This window comes from Galbibacter sp. L-19 (assembly GCF_056857615.1).
This window is the reverse complement of the sequence record NZ_JBSXNL010000067.1, coordinates 95980-112098: the sequence shown is the minus strand read 5'-3', so window position 1 is coordinate 112098 and position 16119 is coordinate 95980. Positions and strand designations below refer to the sequence as shown.

Genomic DNA, 16119 nt, shown 5'->3' with positions numbered 1-16119 from the left:
ACAATACGAAAATAATTAAAATATTACAATCCTATTATATGTAGTTCTGTAAATTCTTTTTTAATCGTCATATTAGTATCACCATTTAGAATAATTTCATGGATTGGAATCTCTACATTATCTAGCTGAATAGATTGTACTTTAAATGGCAATCCTATTAAATTTACTTTAAAAGTTTCATAAGATGTTTCATATTTACCTTCTTTAAATTGCTGAATAATAAGTTCATTTTCTTTTCCTGTAAGTCTAAATGTTCTTAGGCTGTATCTTCCTTTCTTATAATCATAACCATCTCCTGCATCTTCAAAAACTTGAGATTCTTCTTTTCCATTTTTATAATACACCTCTAATGTAAGTTCCGTAATTTCTTTTTCGCCTACATATTGCTGAATAGGATATTTTGGAATAATAGCTCCCTCTTTTATAAAAATAGGAATCTTATCGATATCGGCTTCTACCCAACATTCTTTTCCTCCTTTGGTAATTTCTCCTCCCCAGTAATTATACCAATTTCCTCTTGGAATATACATCCGTCTCCCTTTGGAGTTTGGTTCTAAAATAGGGCAAACTAGGATATGGTTTCCGAAGATAAATTCATCATTTCTATAATGCGTATGTAAATCGTCTTGATCATAATACATTAAGGATTTCAACATTGGAATTCCATTTTCTGTATATTCATAAAACATGGTATACAGATATGGAAGTAATTGATATCTAATTTCTATAAACTTTCTAGTAATATTGGTTACTTCCTCATCAAACGACCAAGGTTCTTGATGCCCATGATCTCCGCTAGAATGCACTCTACAAAATGGATGAAACACCCCTAATTGAATCCATCTAGCAAAAAGTTCTCCAGAAGGTTGCTCTGCAAACCCACCAATATCGCTTCCAGTAAAAGACATTCCGCTCATTGCCATTCTTTGCACTTGAACATTTGCTACCCAAAGATGCTCCCAAGTAGCTACATTATCTCCTGTCCATGAAGAAGTATAACGTTGCGCCCCAGAATATGCCGATCTAGTTATTACAAATGGACGTTTAGGAAATGAAAACCTTTTTACTCCTTCATAAGTAGCTCGTACCATTTGCATTCCATAGATATTATGCGCTTTTCTATGACTGCAATGGTGGCCATCGTAATTATGTCGAACATCATCTGGAAAAGTTTTTCCGGGCACTTCCATTACGGCTGGCTCATTCATATCATTCCACACCCCTTTTACTCCAATATCTGCAATTAATTCTTTAAAAAGCCCTGCCCACCATTCTCTTACTTTCGGATTTGTATAATCTGGAAAATTACATTCTCCAGGCCAAACTTTACCTTTCATAAAAGGACCATCTGCTCTTTTGCAGAAATAATCGTTTTCTACAGCTTCATTGTAAACCCAATATTTTTTATCAATTTTAATCCCTGGATCTATAATTACAACAGTTTTAAAACCATCTTCAGCAAGCTCCTCTACCATTCTTTTGGGCTCTGGAAAATACTCTTTATTCCATGTAAAACACCTAAAGCCATCCATATAATCGATGTCTAAATAAATGGCATCACATGGAATACTTAATTCTCTAAATTTGTTTGCTATTTCTTTTACTTTACTCTCTGGATAATAGCTCCATTTACATTGATGAAAACCTAAAACCCACAATGGCGGCAGTTCTGGTTTTCCTGTAAGATCTGTATATCCAACTACCACTTGAGAAATGGAAGGCCCATAGATAAAATAATAATTCATTTCTCCTCCATCTGCCCAAAAACTAGTTATATTTCTTCGTTCGTTACAAAAATCAAAATGAGTTTTAAAGGTATTATCAAAGAAGATTCCATAGGCGGTTTTATGATGCATGCCAATATAGAATGGAACACTTTTGTACAATGGATTTCTATCCTTGCCAAATGCATATTGGTCGGTTGCCCAATTATGAATACGTTTTCCCCGAAGATTTAATTGTGAGGGTTTATCTCCCATTCCATAAAAACTTTCAGACTCCTGTGAAAACTTACTCATTTTTACTATGTTCCCTCCATGTTCATAACTCTCTTCCCAATGGAAGCCAAGTTCATCTTCATTTAAAATATTACCATCTAAATCTAAAATTGCTAGTCTTAAGTCTGATTTAGAAACACGCACCTCTAATTTTGAAGTATACATACTAAAATGCCCATCTAGTTCTTTTATTTCAAGATGATTATACCCATAAGTAGCATCCTCGGAAATAGCATACGAAAAATCGGGCTCAAAATCTTGTTCTACGGCATATCTAAACCGTAATACACTATCTCTTAAAAAAGAAATTTGTAATGCCACATTATTACGTGCATAAAAAGTTATTTTATCAACTTCCTTTTTATGAGATATAATTTGATTGGGAAATAAATTTCCTTTGTATTCTAATTCAGTATTAGTTATCATATCAAAATATGAGCTTTAACTTATAAATTATACTATTTTAAACACTATCACCGCTAGAGGCGACAATGTAATGGCCACAGAAAAATCTTTCCCGTTGTATGGAATTGCTTCTACAGAAATTTCCTCTTTATTTCTAACATCACTTCCATAATACTTTTTTTCATCACTATTAAAAACTTGCTTAAGCGTTCCATCTCTTGGAATACCAATTCGGTAATCCTCTCTAACTACTGGAATAAAATTACAAATCACCACCAAATCGTTTTCTATATAATGACCTTTTCTTACATATGATAAAACAGAATTATCTGCATCTCCATAATTTATCCATTCAAAACCTTCGTTACTAAATTGTTTTTCATGAAGAGCTGGTTCTTCCTTATAAAGTCTATTTAAATCTGCTATAAAAGTTTTTATTCCTTTATGACCTTCATATTGCAACAAATGCCAATCTAAACTTGTTTGAAAATTCCACTCATCAGATTGCGCAAATTCATTTCCCATAAACATTAAATTCGCTCCCGGATGCGTAAACATATATCCATATAGCAACCTAAGGTTTGCAAATCGCTGCCATTCATCGCCAGGCATTCTACCAAAAATAGAGCTTTTCCCGTGTACTACTTCATCATGACTTAAAGGAAGCATAAAGTTTTCTGAAAAAGCATAGGTCATACTAAAAGTAAGATCGTTTTGATGATGCTTTCTATGAACAGGCCCTTTTTTAAAATACTCTAAAGTATCGTGCATCCATCCCATCATCCATTTCATTCCAAAGCCTAAACCACCAAGATATACAGGTTTTGAAACCATTGAAAATGAAGTCGACTCTTCGGCTATGGTCTGTATCCCTTCAAAATTAGCATATACAGCTTCGTTCATTTCTTTAATAAATGAAATTGCTTCCAAATTCTCTCTCCCTCCATATATATTAGGATCCCATTCTCCCTCTTCTCGAGAATAATCTAAATACAACATCGAAGCAACAGCGTCTACCCTAAGTCCGTCAATATGGTATTTATCTAACCAAAAAATAGCATTACTAATTAAGAAAGCACGGACTTCATTTCTACCATAATTAAAAATAAGACTCTTCCAATCTGGATGATATCCTTTTTTTCTATCGGGATGTTCATATAAATGTGATCCATCAAAAAATCCTAATCCATGCGCATCATCTGGAAAATGAGAAGGCACCCAATCTAAAATAACTCCAATTCCTGCTTGATGCAATTTATCTATTAACACCATTAATTCTTCTGGCTCCCCAAAACGAGATGTTGGTGCATAGTAGCCTGTAATTTGATATCCCCAAGAAGGATCATACGGAAACTCCATAACAGGCATAAACTCTACGTGTGTAAAGTGCATTTCTTTAACATAAGAAACAAGTTCTTCTGCCAATTCTAAATAATTAAGAGACCTCCCTGCGTCTTCCAATTTCCTTCTCCAAGACCCCATATGAACTTCATATACCGAAAAAGGTTTATCTAAACTATTAATTTCTTTTCGAATTTCCATCCACTTGGTATCCTTCCATTTATAAGAAGCATCCCAAACAATAGAAGCTGTATTTGGAGATTTCTCACTATAAAAAGCAAATGGATCGGCTTTTTCAGTTTGAATATCTTGATTATTGGATACTATTTTATACTTATACCTTGTACCATGGGTAATGTTTGGTATAAATCCTTCCCAAATCCCCGATTCATCCCAGCGAACAAAAAGCGGATGTTCCTCTTTTTGCCAATAATTAAAATCGCCAATTACAGAAACCGATTTTGCCGTTGGTGCCCATACTGCAAAATAACAGCCCTTTACACCGTCCTTTTCAATAATATGCGCTCCCAACTTTTCATAAAGCCTATAATGATTTCCTGCTTTAAATAAATCGATATCAAAATCTGTGAACAAACTATGTGGAATAACATTCATCATATTTTCCCATAGTTATTAAAAATACAATTTGAATCATTAAAATAAGCTTTTCTCATCTGATAGGATTTAGAATTATTATGCTTCTTAAATGTATAAAAAAAGGATTTAAAATTAATACATTGCAACTTCTAATTCATATTAAATAATGGCTTCTAAGAAAGAAAACTATCAACAATCGGTAAAAATCCCTAAACCAATTACTTTTTCTGCTAAGACATTACAGTTTATTTCTCCTAAGTTGGCTAGTAAATATGTTGCCAAACTTTTTGCAACTCCAATAAAACATCCCACTCCAAAAAGAGAGCATAAAATGGAGCATGAAGCAAAGAAAGAGCGACTTTTAATTCCATCCATAAAAAAAGAAGTAGTTATTTATGAGTATGGAGAAAGTAAAAAGAAAATTCTACTTGTACATGGATGGAGCGGTAGAGGCACACAACTTTCAAAAATAGCCGATGCTTTGCTAAAAATAGGATACAGTACTATAAGTTTTGATGGCCCTGCACATGGGCGCTCTACTGGAAAGACTACCAATATGCTTGAATTTATTGATACCGTTTTTGAAGTAAATAAAAAATATGGTCCATTTGAAGCTGCAATAGGGCATTCTTTAGGGAGTATGACTCTTGTAAACGCTGCTAGTAGAGGCTTTAAAACCAATGCTATGGTTTTAATAGGAAGTGGCGATAAGATAGATGATATAATTTACGATTTTACAAATAAGCTAGGTTTAAAGGAAAAAATTGGAGACTCTATAAAAATTGGGTTTGATAAAATTGCCATGGAAGATGTTAATAATTATTCTGCAAGTATTGCTGCGGAAGATGTTAAAATTCCTGCTTTATTATTTCATGATAAAAATGATTTAGACTCGCCTCTTTCTTCTTCTGAAAATATTCATAAAAAATTAAAAAATTCAGAATTAATAATAACCGAAGGACTCGGACACCGAAAAATACTAGGTGATGATAAAGTTATTTTAAAGCTTATAGATTTTATAAAAGAATATTCATGAAATATAGTAAAGTTAGAGGAAAGATAAAAGACCGCTCCACTACAAGAAAAAAGATTAAGGCTAAACATTAACTATCAAAAAATAAGTAATTTATAAAAATATTGTTATTAAAGCCCATTTTCTGTTTATCCTCTTTAAGAGCAAGAGACTATTTTGAAAACTTCTTGAAAGCTTGATATAACTAAAGCTTAATAAATTCTATCTACTTTTATAGGGCAACAATGTAAAAAAGTAGTAATTTTAAATTTAAAAACTAACAGTAAAAAATATTGGCATAGCATTTGCGTTATTTTAAAAAAACAAAACTATTATGAAAAAAATAATCACACTTTTATTTGTAGCAACATTTGTATTTACTTCTTGCGAAGGACCGGAAGGACCTCCGGGACCTCCAGGATATGATGGAGCTGTTGCGGAATTTTTTGAAACTACAGTAAATTTTAATAGTGCAAACGAATTTTCCCAACTAATTCCTATTCCTGATAATATAGAAATTTCAGATTTTGATGTTCTTCAGGTATATTTATTATGGGGACAAGATAATAATGGAAATGATATTTGGAGAGCACTCCCTCAAACGAGACAATTAGATCAAGGAGATTTAATATATAATTTTGATTATACGATTGCTAATGTAAATTTATTTCTTAGGGCAGACTTCGATTTAAACACATTACTACCTGGAGATACTCAGAATCAGGTTTTTAGAATTGCTATTATTCCATCTTATCAAGCAAAAAATATGGATTTAAGTAATATGGATCAAGTTATGAAAGCTGCCAATATTAAATCCATTCAAAAATTAAACTAAAGTATTTTTAAATACATATATTATTTTAAATAGCCCGATGATAATTTAATCGGGCTATTTTTTATCTCTAATTTTTTCATTCTCAATTATTACATCCATAAAATTATAGAGCGCCTGCATTTCTTCCTTACTTGAATATTTACCAATGCTTCCTATAAAATATAAAGCAACCCAAATAAGTACTAGCACTCCCATAATTAATAATTGCACTTTATAAGGATTGTCTATACTCCAATTACTATATGCCCATACCCCAATTGCTAAAAATAGAGTCCCAACCATAAAATGTAAAAACATAAACATGCTCCAAACTGTAGGATTAGGTCCAAATAATCCATAAAGCAAACAGGAATCCTTTTCTGGTTGCTCATTAATTTCTAGATGTAATTGTGGAGACCAAAAATGTTGTTTGGCTTTTGGGTATTTAATAAACACATGGTCGTCTATACGAGTAACTACAAAATCTATGTTGTCTTTATTAGAATTCTCAAAATCTTTTAAAATTATTTCATTATGAACTGGTAAATTCTTTTTAAACCGAGGTCGTAATACTACCGTATTTGTTGTGGACATAATAATGCAAGGAATTAAAAACTAATCCGACTAAAATTTCGTAATTAACTTAAAAATATACATTCTTTCTTATGAAAAATATAATCTTATCATTTTTTTGTATACTACTCTTTAGTTGTAATACCAAAGCACAAAATAATCAAAAAGAAACTACAGACTCCAAAAAATCTAAATTTCCCATTTCCAAAACGGATGCTGAGTGGAAAAGTGAGTTATCTGAAAGTGAATATTATGTGTTAAGAAAAGCTGGTACAGAACGCCCATTTTCTAGTGATCTTTTAGAAATTAAAGAAGCAGGGACTTATGTTTGTGCTGCCTGTGCTACCCCCTTATTTAGAAGTGAACATAAATTTAAATCGGGAACAGGATGGCCGAGTTTTGATAGAGCTATAGAAGGAAATGTTGGATATGGTGTTGATAATAAAATTGGAGTTCCTAGAGATGAAGAGCATTGTGCAAAATGCGGCGGGCATTTAGGTCATGTTTTTGATGATGGTCCAAGTAACACAACTGGAAAAAGACATTGTGTAAATGGAATCGCTTTAAATTTTATCCCAGATGAGAATTAAGCATATTAATTCAAAATCAAGACTGGTTTAGCGGAAACTGATAATAGTCACAGTCATGTCGACCAACGGGAGGCATCTCATCACTCGAAAAACTTATGAGTTAAATAACCGAGATGTGATTTCTCCTTTCAGTCGAAATGACTAAATTATTTGATTGAAAACTTTGTTTTTGAATTAATATGATACTCTTAGTATTAAATAATAGTTTTGTTTTATATACTGAAACGCTTCAATATAAATCTAAAAAGCTTTGAGAAAAAGAATCCCAAAATTATTCCAATAGACATCCCCGTAATTACATCTAAAGGATAATGTACCCCAATATAAATTCTACTATAAGCTACCGTTATTCCCCAAATAACTAAAAGAAATGGAAGCCATTTATAATTTTTAGAAAGCAGTATAGAAAAGAAAGTAACTACCGCTAAAGAATTTGATGCATGGGCTGAAAAATAGCCAAACTGTCCACCGCAATAGGATTTTACTAAGCGCATATATGGAATAATATTCTCTTCATGACACGGACGTAGTCGCTCAAAACCGTATTTAAAGGCATTTGCCAATTGGTCGGTTACCCCAATCATTAGTGCTACAATAACAAGTAGCACAAGTGTTTTTTTCCATTTTAAAGTACGAATACACAGTATTAGTAAAAAGACATATAACGGAATTGAAGCCCATTTATTTGTCATAAACATCCAAAAAGCATCGTATGATTGGCTTCCTAATCCGTTTAAATATAAAAATAACTGCTGATCGTAATCTATTAAAGTATCCATATATTAAGCTTCATCATATCTACTTACCTCCCGGTCGTAAAATTCATTTGCAGCTTGGATAAGGTTTTCTGCTTCTGTTGCAAGTTCTTTTTCATCTTCAGCAGAAAAATCTTCTAGCCATTCAACTTCATCATTTTCTAAATTAATAATGAATTGAGGATATTCTGTATGAATAATAAAAATTGCATTCGGATAATCTGTGTTATCGCCTAATATAAACTTTGGTAATTCCATTTTATTCTTCGTTGTTAGTTAATAGTTAAAGTTATTCTTAACTGTAATAACTTTTAATTTACTTTTGACACAATTAATTTTTTTGTCAGATAATTAAATCTAAAATACAAAAATATAGCGGCTATAGTAAGTCCAGAAAGTAATCCAATCCAGATTCCCATATTTCCTAAACTTGTTTTAAGTCCCAAAAAATAAGAGATAGGAAAACCAATAATCCAATAGGCTACAAATGTTATAAGTGTTGGAATTTTAACATCCTGCAAACCCCGTAAAGCTCCTAAAAATGTAACTTGAAGTCCGTCGGAAATTTGAAAAAATGCAGCAATTAGTAATAATTGCGACGCTACTAAGATTACCTCGGTGTTATCGGTTAAATTTATCATATCGTTTTGATCTAAATAAATAGTAGGTAACCAATGTCTAAATAAAATGAAGAAAAGTGCAAAAATTACTTCAATTAAAAAAGTCAAGAAAAATACAGATATTGCTATTCTTCGAAGCTCTTTAAAATTCTTTAATCCCTTCTGATTTCCAACTCTTACCATTGCAGCAACACTCAAGCCTACTCCAACCATATACGTCATACTCGAAAGATTGAGCGCTATTTGGTTTGCTGCTTGCGGATTTTTACCTAAAACTCCACTTAGCCATACCGCAGAAGTAAAAATGGCAACTTCAAAAAACATTTGCAAAGCCGATGGAAGTCCTAAGTTTATGATTTTCTTAATCATTTTCTGCTCTATAACCTTCCATTTAAAATTAGTTACATATTGCTTTATTCTACTATTCTTTTTAAAAAGCCACCACAAGAAAATAACCATCATGAATCTTGATACCAAAGTACCAATTGCAGCTCCTATAATTCCAAGCTCTGGAAATCCAAACTTTCCGAAGATAAAAAGGTAATTTAAAACAATATTTACCACATTGGCTACAATGGTTGCATACATTGGATATTTTGTTTCCGACAAACCATCTGAAAATTGTTTCAATGCCTGAAACATAATAAGTGGCACTAATGAAAAAGCCACTAAATCTAAGTAAGGAAGCGCTATTTCAACCACCTCTCTCGGCTGTTCCATTAAGTACATCAAGGGTTTTGCAAATAATAATACTACAAATAAAGCCAATCCAATAATGGTACTTAAAAAGAGTCCGTGTTTTAAAGAAGATCTTCCACTTTCTATATCTCCAGCCCCATCGGCTTCGGCCACTAAAGGAGTAATTGCTGTAGAAAAACCTATTCCTAAAGACATTGCTATAAAAATAAAACTATTCCCTAAGGATACTGCCGCCAATTCTGCGGTTCCTAATTGCCCAACCATTACATTATCTGCAAAAGCCACAAAAGTATGTCCTAACATACCTAAAATAACGGGAAAAGATAATTTTAAATTATATGCAAATTCTTTAGTGTACTGTTCTAAAACCATGAAGTATTTTTGAAAGCGCAAAGATACATTTTACCCTTTTGTTCTCCTAGCCTAAACTTTGGTTTTTGAATGAAGGTCAATCCTGCTCTAAATATTTTAGGACGCTATAAGCGAAGATAAAGTTTTAAGAAGAAAATTATTAAACTGCAAACTCCACACCTCCATTACCTATTGCTTTTTAGCCTCTTCCCAAAAAACATCCATTTCTGCTAAAGTCATATCTCCTAAAGATTTCCCCATGTTTTTAGCTTTAGATTCTAGGTATTGAAAGCGACTAATAAATTTTTTATTGGTTCTTTCTAGCGCATCTTCAGGGTTTATTTTTAAAAAACGAGCATAATTAATCATAGAAAAAAGTACATCTCCAAATTCTGCTTCCATTTTATCTTGGTCGCGTTTATTAACTTCCTCCTGAAATTCTCCTAACTCTTCCTGTAGTTTTTCAAATACCTGCTGTGGTTCTTCCCAATCAAAGCCTACGCCAGCTACTTTATCTTGAATTCTACTAGCTTTAACCAACGCGGGAAGACTTTTAGGAACTCCTTCCAAAACACTTTTTTTCCCTTCTTTAAGCTTTAGTTTTTCCCAATTCTGCTTAACTTCTTCTTCATTAGAAACGTCTACATCTCCATAAATATGTGGATGACGATGAATTAACTTTTCCGAAATTCCATTTGCAACATCCGCAATATCAAAATCGTTGGTTTCACTCCCTATTTTAGAATAAAAAACTATATGAAGTAATAAATCTCCCAACTCTTTTTTCACTTCCTCTAAATTATTATCTAAAATAGCATCTCCAAGTTCATAAGTTTCTTCTATGGTTAAATGTCGGAGTGTTTGTAGGGTTTGCTTTTTATCCCACGGACATTTTTCTCGGAGCTCGTCCATAATAGTTAGGAGTCTATCTATTGCTTCTAATTGTGAAGTTCTACTATTCATAAAAGAATTTTAAATGTAGTGAATAGCATCTAATTAATGAGTTAATGCTATTTTTTTATAATTTTTATAGTGCAAATAACGCTTTTTTGCATCAGAAAAAACAGGAAACTCCTCCCCTTTTTTCTTATTCTCAAGAGCTATTTTATAGGTTACTTTCCACAAAAAAAGCAACTCCTTCCATGCATCAATAAGTTTATAATTAGGATCGTAAATATGTGTTGGCTCCGCTCCTACGCCATTTACTTCAAGAATTTTGAAGTTTTTACCCTGTTTTAAATCTTCAATAGATTTTGTTTTAATGTCAAATCTTCCGTAGTAAAAACCTTCCATTTTTGTATTTAACTCATCAAATGTTTTGAGAAGCGATTCATCTAAAATAGCATTTGCATTAATAAATTTGGTCCCCCTATTATGGTTTCCTATTACTTCTAGAACAATTTCTTCTCCATCTGGAAATATTACATCCCACTGTTTAGAGAACTTTTCTTTTAACTTTTTATAATGAAGAAAAGCACGAGGTTTCTCTTTAATAAGTTCCGATAGTGTATGAGTTCCATCTGATTTAATTGAAAGAAATTCTTTTAAAGTGATGGAAGGGATTACCCCTCTTTCTTCATTCGGATATCGATAATAAAAGATTCCTACCTCTACAGGATAATCAATATACTCTTGAACAAGATACGTAGCCTTTTCAAAATCAATTTTAGAGAGTTCCTCTTCATTTTCACAACGATGAACGGAAAGTCCTCTAAAACCTACATTAGGTTTTACAATGATAGGAAATAGAATTGAGTGTTTGTCTAACAACGTTTTTATAGCACTCAAAGAGCTGTTTTTACTTATTATAAACCCTTTTGGTTTTAAACTCTCAGGAACTAACTTTAGAGTAGTATGTTTTTCGTCACTTAAAATAAAGCCTTCAGTTATTGCAGGATTAACTTTCAAAAAAAAGAATAAACTTCTGGCACGAATTGACAAATAAAAATGCTGAATAAACACAGGTACATATAAAATCCACATGGGCCAATATTCCCATGAACTTAATTTTATATACCATTGTTTTAACTTCATCTTTTAGCTATAAAAGGAATTTTTGTATCCTTAACTATTAAAACGGTTACACAGCAAATTAAAATAATGCAGGCTAAAGAAAATAAAGTTCCGCCATCATTATTAAAATTAATTCCAACAACGGCAAGATGAGAAATAATAGCACCTATCATTAATCCAACACCAATTAATGCTCCAAGGTGTGACGTTTTTCTATAAATCAGAAGAATACCCGTAACCAACTCAATAAAGCCTAGTCCGATTCTACCAACTGGCTCTGCACCAAGCTCCGTAAAAAGTTTAATACTATCTGGATGCGCTGTAAATTTAAAGTACAAACTCTGTAGTAATAGTATGGCAGCAATTAAAGCAGCAACCCTTTCAATATAAAACTTTTTGTTTTTCATTATTTCACTTTTTTAGTAAAAATTAATTTTTCATTTTAAAAACTAACAAATATTTGTAACCTTATATTCATCCTTATCTACATTCTTTTTTTGATAATAAGTCATCTCAGTATTTTCTCCTTTTTTAAGTATTTGTGTAGTGCTTACAGTTTTAACTTCTAGAAAATTCAACACAAATTCAGTATCACTTTTAACTCCATGAAGCGTTAAAATAGCCTCCGAAGAAATAGTATTATTTTTCAAAAAAACATTAAATACAGCTATTTTTTTGTTATGTGTATCTTCATCATATAAAGTGGCAGACGACCATAGATGCGGGATTGTTTTACTTAGAAATTGAATATGTTTTTTATTGCCATCCCAAACTAAAACCTGCAAAAAATCATCAATTAAAATTAAGGTAAAGGGCTCTATATTTTCAAGATTAACGTCTTCTATAAAGGTTTGAAAATTAGTATATTTAAACGCATCAAAAACCATATATCCCCTACTTTTTGCATAGGGAAGTTTTCGTTTATGCTTTTCAAAACCTCCATTTAACAAACAAGCGGCTCTAGATATAGAATCTGTTGCAATCCAACTTCCTCCTTTTTCTTTATCAATTGGTGCTATTAAAGTAACTCCAGTATTAATATCAACACTTTTTGGCGGTAATGTTTCCCTCAATGGGTCTTCATCACGATTTGAAGTTAGGTAAAACCCGTCTTTTGTAGGAATATAACTTACTGTGCACATATATTTTTATTTCTGATGGTTGAAGAAGCTATTCCTACAGAATCATTTAAAGTAATTGAGCTGTCAATTGCATTAATTCCTATTCTTATAATAGCTAAATGATGAACAGTATGTTCTATATTATAGATTAACTCTCTATCTAAACTTGTTTTGACTTCTATTTGTATTGTTTCTTCTGTATGGCAGTAACAACCTTTTAAGCACAACTCTATATTCTCTTGATTCTTTTTTAAATATGTCAGAATCTCATTAATAACTTCAATGCAATACGTTGGCTGGGTTTCCAATTTTACATTACGCTTACGCATATCGTAATTAACAATTCCAGTTTCGATTCCATCAAGTAAACATTGATAAAATTCTAAAATATGCCTTACATGCATTCCTACGGAAGAATTATTTAAGATAATTAAAGGAGTAGAAAATTGTTCGGAAGAAAGAACTTTTATAATCTCTTTAAGCTGATTTAAAGTAGTGTTTGTGGTGTTTTGAATCATAAGTAAATCTATATCAAAATATAAGTAGCTTAAATAATAACTTCCTTACATTATAAATTTACTAAAAAAAGGAAGCCTGCTACAATGAGCAGGCTTCCTTTTTATTAACATTTTATAAAAAATATTCTATTTCTCTTCCTTTTCAGAAGTAACTTCTTCCTCTTTCGTTTCCGTATTCTCTTCTGCTTCAAAAGTAGTAATTCCCTTATCATGAAGTAAGTTATACCATTGTATTACTTTCTTAATATCACTAGGATATACTTTATCTTCATCATAATCTGGAAGTACTTCAAAAAAGTATTCTTCTAGTTTAATTTTAGAATCTTTATGACTAATGCTTGTTTTTCCTCCATTTTCCTTCTCCTTAATTTTATTTAAAACCTCTCGGAGCGGAACTTCTTCTGTAAGTGTATAAATGGCTATTTCAGAAAGTAGGCTAACATTATTTCTTAAACCTACGCTTATTTTTTTTCCATCTAATAAGGATTCAGCAACAAAACCAGATCTAGTTTGTGCTTTTAATTCATAAAGTCCAGGTTTTCCCGAAATAGCTAATATTTTATCTAAGCCCATAAATTTTATTTTTTTGAGATCGCAAATATCTATGCTTTGATTATATTTTCAAAACGTTTAACGTGCTTTTTTAGCATCTGGAAAACGCATTTTGTAATCTATTTTTATTTTCCCTTTGGAGATACTGGTAAGTTTTCCTTTTAAGAGTCTCTTTTTTAATGAGGACAACTTATCTGTAAACAAAACCCCTTCAATATGGTCGTATTCATGCTGAATTACACGAGCTGCTAATCCATCAAATTCTTCAATGTGTTTATTAAAATCGGCATCGTAATATTCAATTTTAATAATAGCATTTCTAGTAACATCTTCTCGAATATCTGGTATGCTTAAACAACCCTCATTAAAGGTCCATTCTTCACCTGTTTCTTCTATAATTGTAGGGTTAATAAATACCTTTTTAAAACCTGTTAATTGTTCCTTTTCTTTTTCCGAAAGCTCATCATCATCTGCAAAAGCGGTGGCATCTATAACAAAAAGACGTATTGGTAATCCTATTTGTGGCGCTGCTAAACCAACTCCATATGCATTGTACATAGTTTCAAACATATTCTCAATAAGAATATCCAGTTTTGGATAATCTTTAGGAATATCTTTTGCTACCTTCCTCAGAACGGGATCACCATATGCTACAATTGGTAATATCATAATAATTATTAAAATTAAGGTTGCAAAAATACAAAGTAATTCTAATAATGCTATGGAAAGTAGCAAAAGATACTTAAATAAGTAAGGAAATAAAGTAAATTCTTACTTTACAATTACCTTTTTTGTTGTTTGAAAATTTACTGATGATACATTCAATATGTACACGCCAGTTCCAATATCTGAAATACTAAAAGCAAAAGATTTACGTTCTGTTTCTATAACTTTTACCATTTTTCCAGTAATATCATAAAAAGTTAATCGTTTCTTCCCTGCCTCTACCATTGAGATATTCAACATATCTTTCTGATTAATAGGGTTGGGATACACTTTTAAAGAATCGTTTTGAACTGAATGATCAGGGTAAAAAGATAACATACTTTCCAAAGACCAAAGAGGGGCTTTTGGAGGAGTGAGAGGGTTCGTGGTTAATGATTTAGTGTGGGGCACAATCATTGTTTCATTGTTTACCGAAAACGGAAAAACAAATTGAATAAATAAGCATAAAAGTAGGGTAATTCTCATTTCATTCACTATATTTTTTAATAATTTATAAATAGCACTATACTATTTAACAAACTAGTTATCAAATACAAAGTTAAAAAAAATCCCATACAAAAATAGGGTGTTCCTACATATAAGTAACTTTTTTTCAATAAAACTGAAAATAATCAACTACCTCGAGGCAAGCCTACGAGGTATTCAAAGGAAAATATTTTAATCCATTTCGACGTAGTACACTTCGATATACTCAGAACAGGCTCTGGGAAATTAAACCCTCAATGAGGGATTCAAAGTATTAAGAAAGAAATAATTATTTGTTATATAAATAAGATTGTAAAATTACTGTAGCGCTTACTTCATCTAACAGCTCTTTACTACGGCGTTGTTTTTTCTTAACCCCGCTATCTATCATGCTTTGAAAAGCTATTTTCGAAGTAAATCGTTCATCAACACGTTCTATAGGGAGTTCCGGAAATGCAGCTTTTAGTTTTTCAATGTAGGTAAGAATTACTTGCTCTACGTCCGAAAAATCGTTATTTAAACGCTTTGGCTGTCCTACAACAATTAATTCTACATTTTCCTTAGCTATGTATTCTTTTAAAAAAGACAAAAGCGTTGTAGTAGCTACTGTAGTAAGCCCAGACGCTATAATTTGGAGCTCATCTGTAACTGCTATTCCTGTTCTTTTCTCTCCAAAATCTATTGCTAATATTCTTCCCATTTTATATACTTTTTCATTAATGTCCGAGTAAAACACAAGACCGCTTCGCTATAAGAAAAAAATAAGCCTTAACTACCACAAAATAAGCAGCTTAAAAAGACTACATTTCAAAAATTCTCTTTTTTATTCATTTTTACTAATAGCAAGGGGTCTATTTTTAAAACTCCAATCAACTACCTCGGGGCAAGTCCGCGAGGTATTCAAAGGAAACAAATTTAACTCATTTCGACGCAGAGTACTTCGGCAAACTCAGTACAAGCTCTGGGGAAT

At 31.9% G+C, this 16119-nt stretch carries 18 protein-coding genes; 3 read left to right on the top strand and 15 right to left on the bottom strand.

Going from position 1 to position 16119, the window contains the following annotated elements:
• Positions 1–23 precede the first annotated feature (23 nt).
• Together AC13CQ_RS13795 and glgB are read right to left on the bottom strand one after the other, a co-directional pair.
• Entirely contained in the window at positions 24–2423 is a 2400-nt protein-coding gene (locus AC13CQ_RS13795) for a glycoside hydrolase family 31 protein (protein WP_474507723.1), read from the bottom strand.
• A gap of 27 nt (positions 2424–2450) precedes the next feature.
• Positions 2451–4361 carry a 1,4-alpha-glucan branching protein GlgB gene (gene glgB, locus AC13CQ_RS13790; protein WP_474507722.1) on the bottom strand — a complete coding sequence of 637 codons (1911 nt, stop codon included), beginning with the start codon at positions 4359–4361 and terminating at the stop codon, positions 2451–2453.
• A 145-nt stretch (positions 4362–4506) separates the two neighbouring features.
• Here glgB and AC13CQ_RS13785 point away from each other — a divergent pair, with 145 nt between their 5' ends.
• The gene (locus tag AC13CQ_RS13785) at positions 4507–5376 is read left to right on the top strand and encodes an alpha/beta hydrolase (protein WP_337900484.1); all 870 of its coding nucleotides are present in this window, start codon (positions 4507–4509) and stop codon (positions 5374–5376) included.
• A gap of 310 nt (positions 5377–5686) precedes the next feature.
• Positions 5687–6187: a collagen-like protein gene (locus tag AC13CQ_RS13780; RefSeq protein ID WP_335588180.1), complete on the top strand. Its 501-nt coding sequence runs from the start codon at positions 5687–5689 to the stop codon at positions 6185–6187.
• A gap of 54 nt (positions 6188–6241) precedes the next feature.
• Here AC13CQ_RS13780 and AC13CQ_RS13775 read toward each other — a convergent pair whose 3' ends face one another.
• Positions 6242–6760 carry a GTP-binding protein gene (locus AC13CQ_RS13775; RefSeq protein ID WP_337900483.1) on the bottom strand — a complete coding sequence of 173 codons (519 nt, stop codon included), beginning with the start codon at positions 6758–6760 and terminating at the stop codon, positions 6242–6244.
• 71 nt (positions 6761–6831) lie between these two features.
• Between AC13CQ_RS13775 and msrB the strand changes: the two genes are divergently transcribed.
• Positions 6832–7329: a peptide-methionine (R)-S-oxide reductase MsrB gene (gene msrB / locus AC13CQ_RS13770; protein WP_008614280.1), complete on the top strand. Its 498-nt coding sequence runs from the start codon at positions 6832–6834 to the stop codon at positions 7327–7329.
• Positions 7330–7541: 212 nt separating this feature from the next.
• Here the strand turns inward: msrB and AC13CQ_RS13765 are convergent, their stop codons facing one another.
• The 12 genes from AC13CQ_RS13765 to ruvX form a co-directional block, all read right to left on the bottom strand.
• Positions 7542–8108 (bottom strand): phosphatase PAP2 family protein, encoded by a 567-nt coding sequence (locus AC13CQ_RS13765; RefSeq protein WP_335588182.1) that lies wholly within the window; start codon positions 8106–8108, stop codon positions 7542–7544.
• 3 nt (positions 8109–8111) lie between these two features.
• A complete protein-coding gene (locus AC13CQ_RS13760; protein ID WP_008614275.1) occupies positions 8112–8342 on the bottom strand; it encodes a hypothetical protein in 231 nt (76 codons plus the stop codon).
• Positions 8343–8395: 53 nt separating this feature from the next.
• On the bottom strand, positions 8396–9775 hold the full coding sequence (locus tag AC13CQ_RS13755; RefSeq protein ID WP_337900482.1) for an MATE family efflux transporter: 1380 nt from the start codon (positions 9773–9775) through the stop codon (positions 8396–8398).
• A gap of 168 nt (positions 9776–9943) precedes the next feature.
• The gene (gene mazG / locus AC13CQ_RS13750) at positions 9944–10717 is read right to left on the bottom strand and encodes a nucleoside triphosphate pyrophosphohydrolase (protein ID WP_008614271.1); all 774 of its coding nucleotides are present in this window, start codon (positions 10715–10717) and stop codon (positions 9944–9946) included.
• A 33-nt stretch (positions 10718–10750) separates the two neighbouring features.
• Positions 10751–11788 (bottom strand): ATP-grasp domain-containing protein, encoded by a 1038-nt coding sequence (locus AC13CQ_RS13745; RefSeq protein ID WP_008614268.1) that lies wholly within the window; start codon positions 11786–11788, stop codon positions 10751–10753.
• Positions 11785–12174, bottom strand: a complete 390-nt coding sequence (locus AC13CQ_RS13740) for a DoxX family protein (RefSeq protein WP_474507721.1) — start codon at positions 12172–12174, stop codon at positions 11785–11787. The genes AC13CQ_RS13745 and AC13CQ_RS13740 overlap by 4 nt, the downstream gene beginning before the upstream one ends.
• Positions 12175–12216: 42 nt before the next feature.
• On the bottom strand, positions 12217–12909 hold the full coding sequence (locus AC13CQ_RS13735; RefSeq protein WP_474507720.1) for an NRDE family protein: 693 nt from the start codon (positions 12907–12909) through the stop codon (positions 12217–12219).
• The gene (locus AC13CQ_RS13730) at positions 12897–13406 is read right to left on the bottom strand and encodes a hypothetical protein (RefSeq protein WP_337900480.1); all 510 of its coding nucleotides are present in this window, start codon (positions 13404–13406) and stop codon (positions 12897–12899) included. The genes AC13CQ_RS13735 and AC13CQ_RS13730 overlap by 13 nt, the downstream gene beginning before the upstream one ends.
• 126 nt (positions 13407–13532) lie before the next feature.
• Positions 13533–13979: a DUF5606 family protein gene (locus AC13CQ_RS13725; protein WP_008614235.1), complete on the bottom strand. Its 447-nt coding sequence runs from the start codon at positions 13977–13979 to the stop codon at positions 13533–13535.
• A 57-nt stretch (positions 13980–14036) separates the two neighbouring features.
• Positions 14037–14627 carry a peptide deformylase gene (gene def, locus AC13CQ_RS13720; RefSeq protein ID WP_474507719.1) on the bottom strand — a complete coding sequence of 197 codons (591 nt, stop codon included), beginning with the start codon at positions 14625–14627 and terminating at the stop codon, positions 14037–14039.
• 102 nt (positions 14628–14729) lie between these two features.
• On the bottom strand, positions 14730–15149 hold the full coding sequence (locus AC13CQ_RS13715; RefSeq protein WP_008614231.1) for a T9SS type A sorting domain-containing protein: 420 nt from the start codon (positions 15147–15149) through the stop codon (positions 14730–14732).
• Positions 15150–15438: 289 nt separating this feature from the next.
• Positions 15439–15849, bottom strand: a complete 411-nt coding sequence (gene ruvX, locus AC13CQ_RS13710; RefSeq protein WP_008614229.1) for a Holliday junction resolvase RuvX — start codon at positions 15847–15849, stop codon at positions 15439–15441.
• Between the last annotated feature and the right edge of the window lie 270 nt (positions 15850–16119).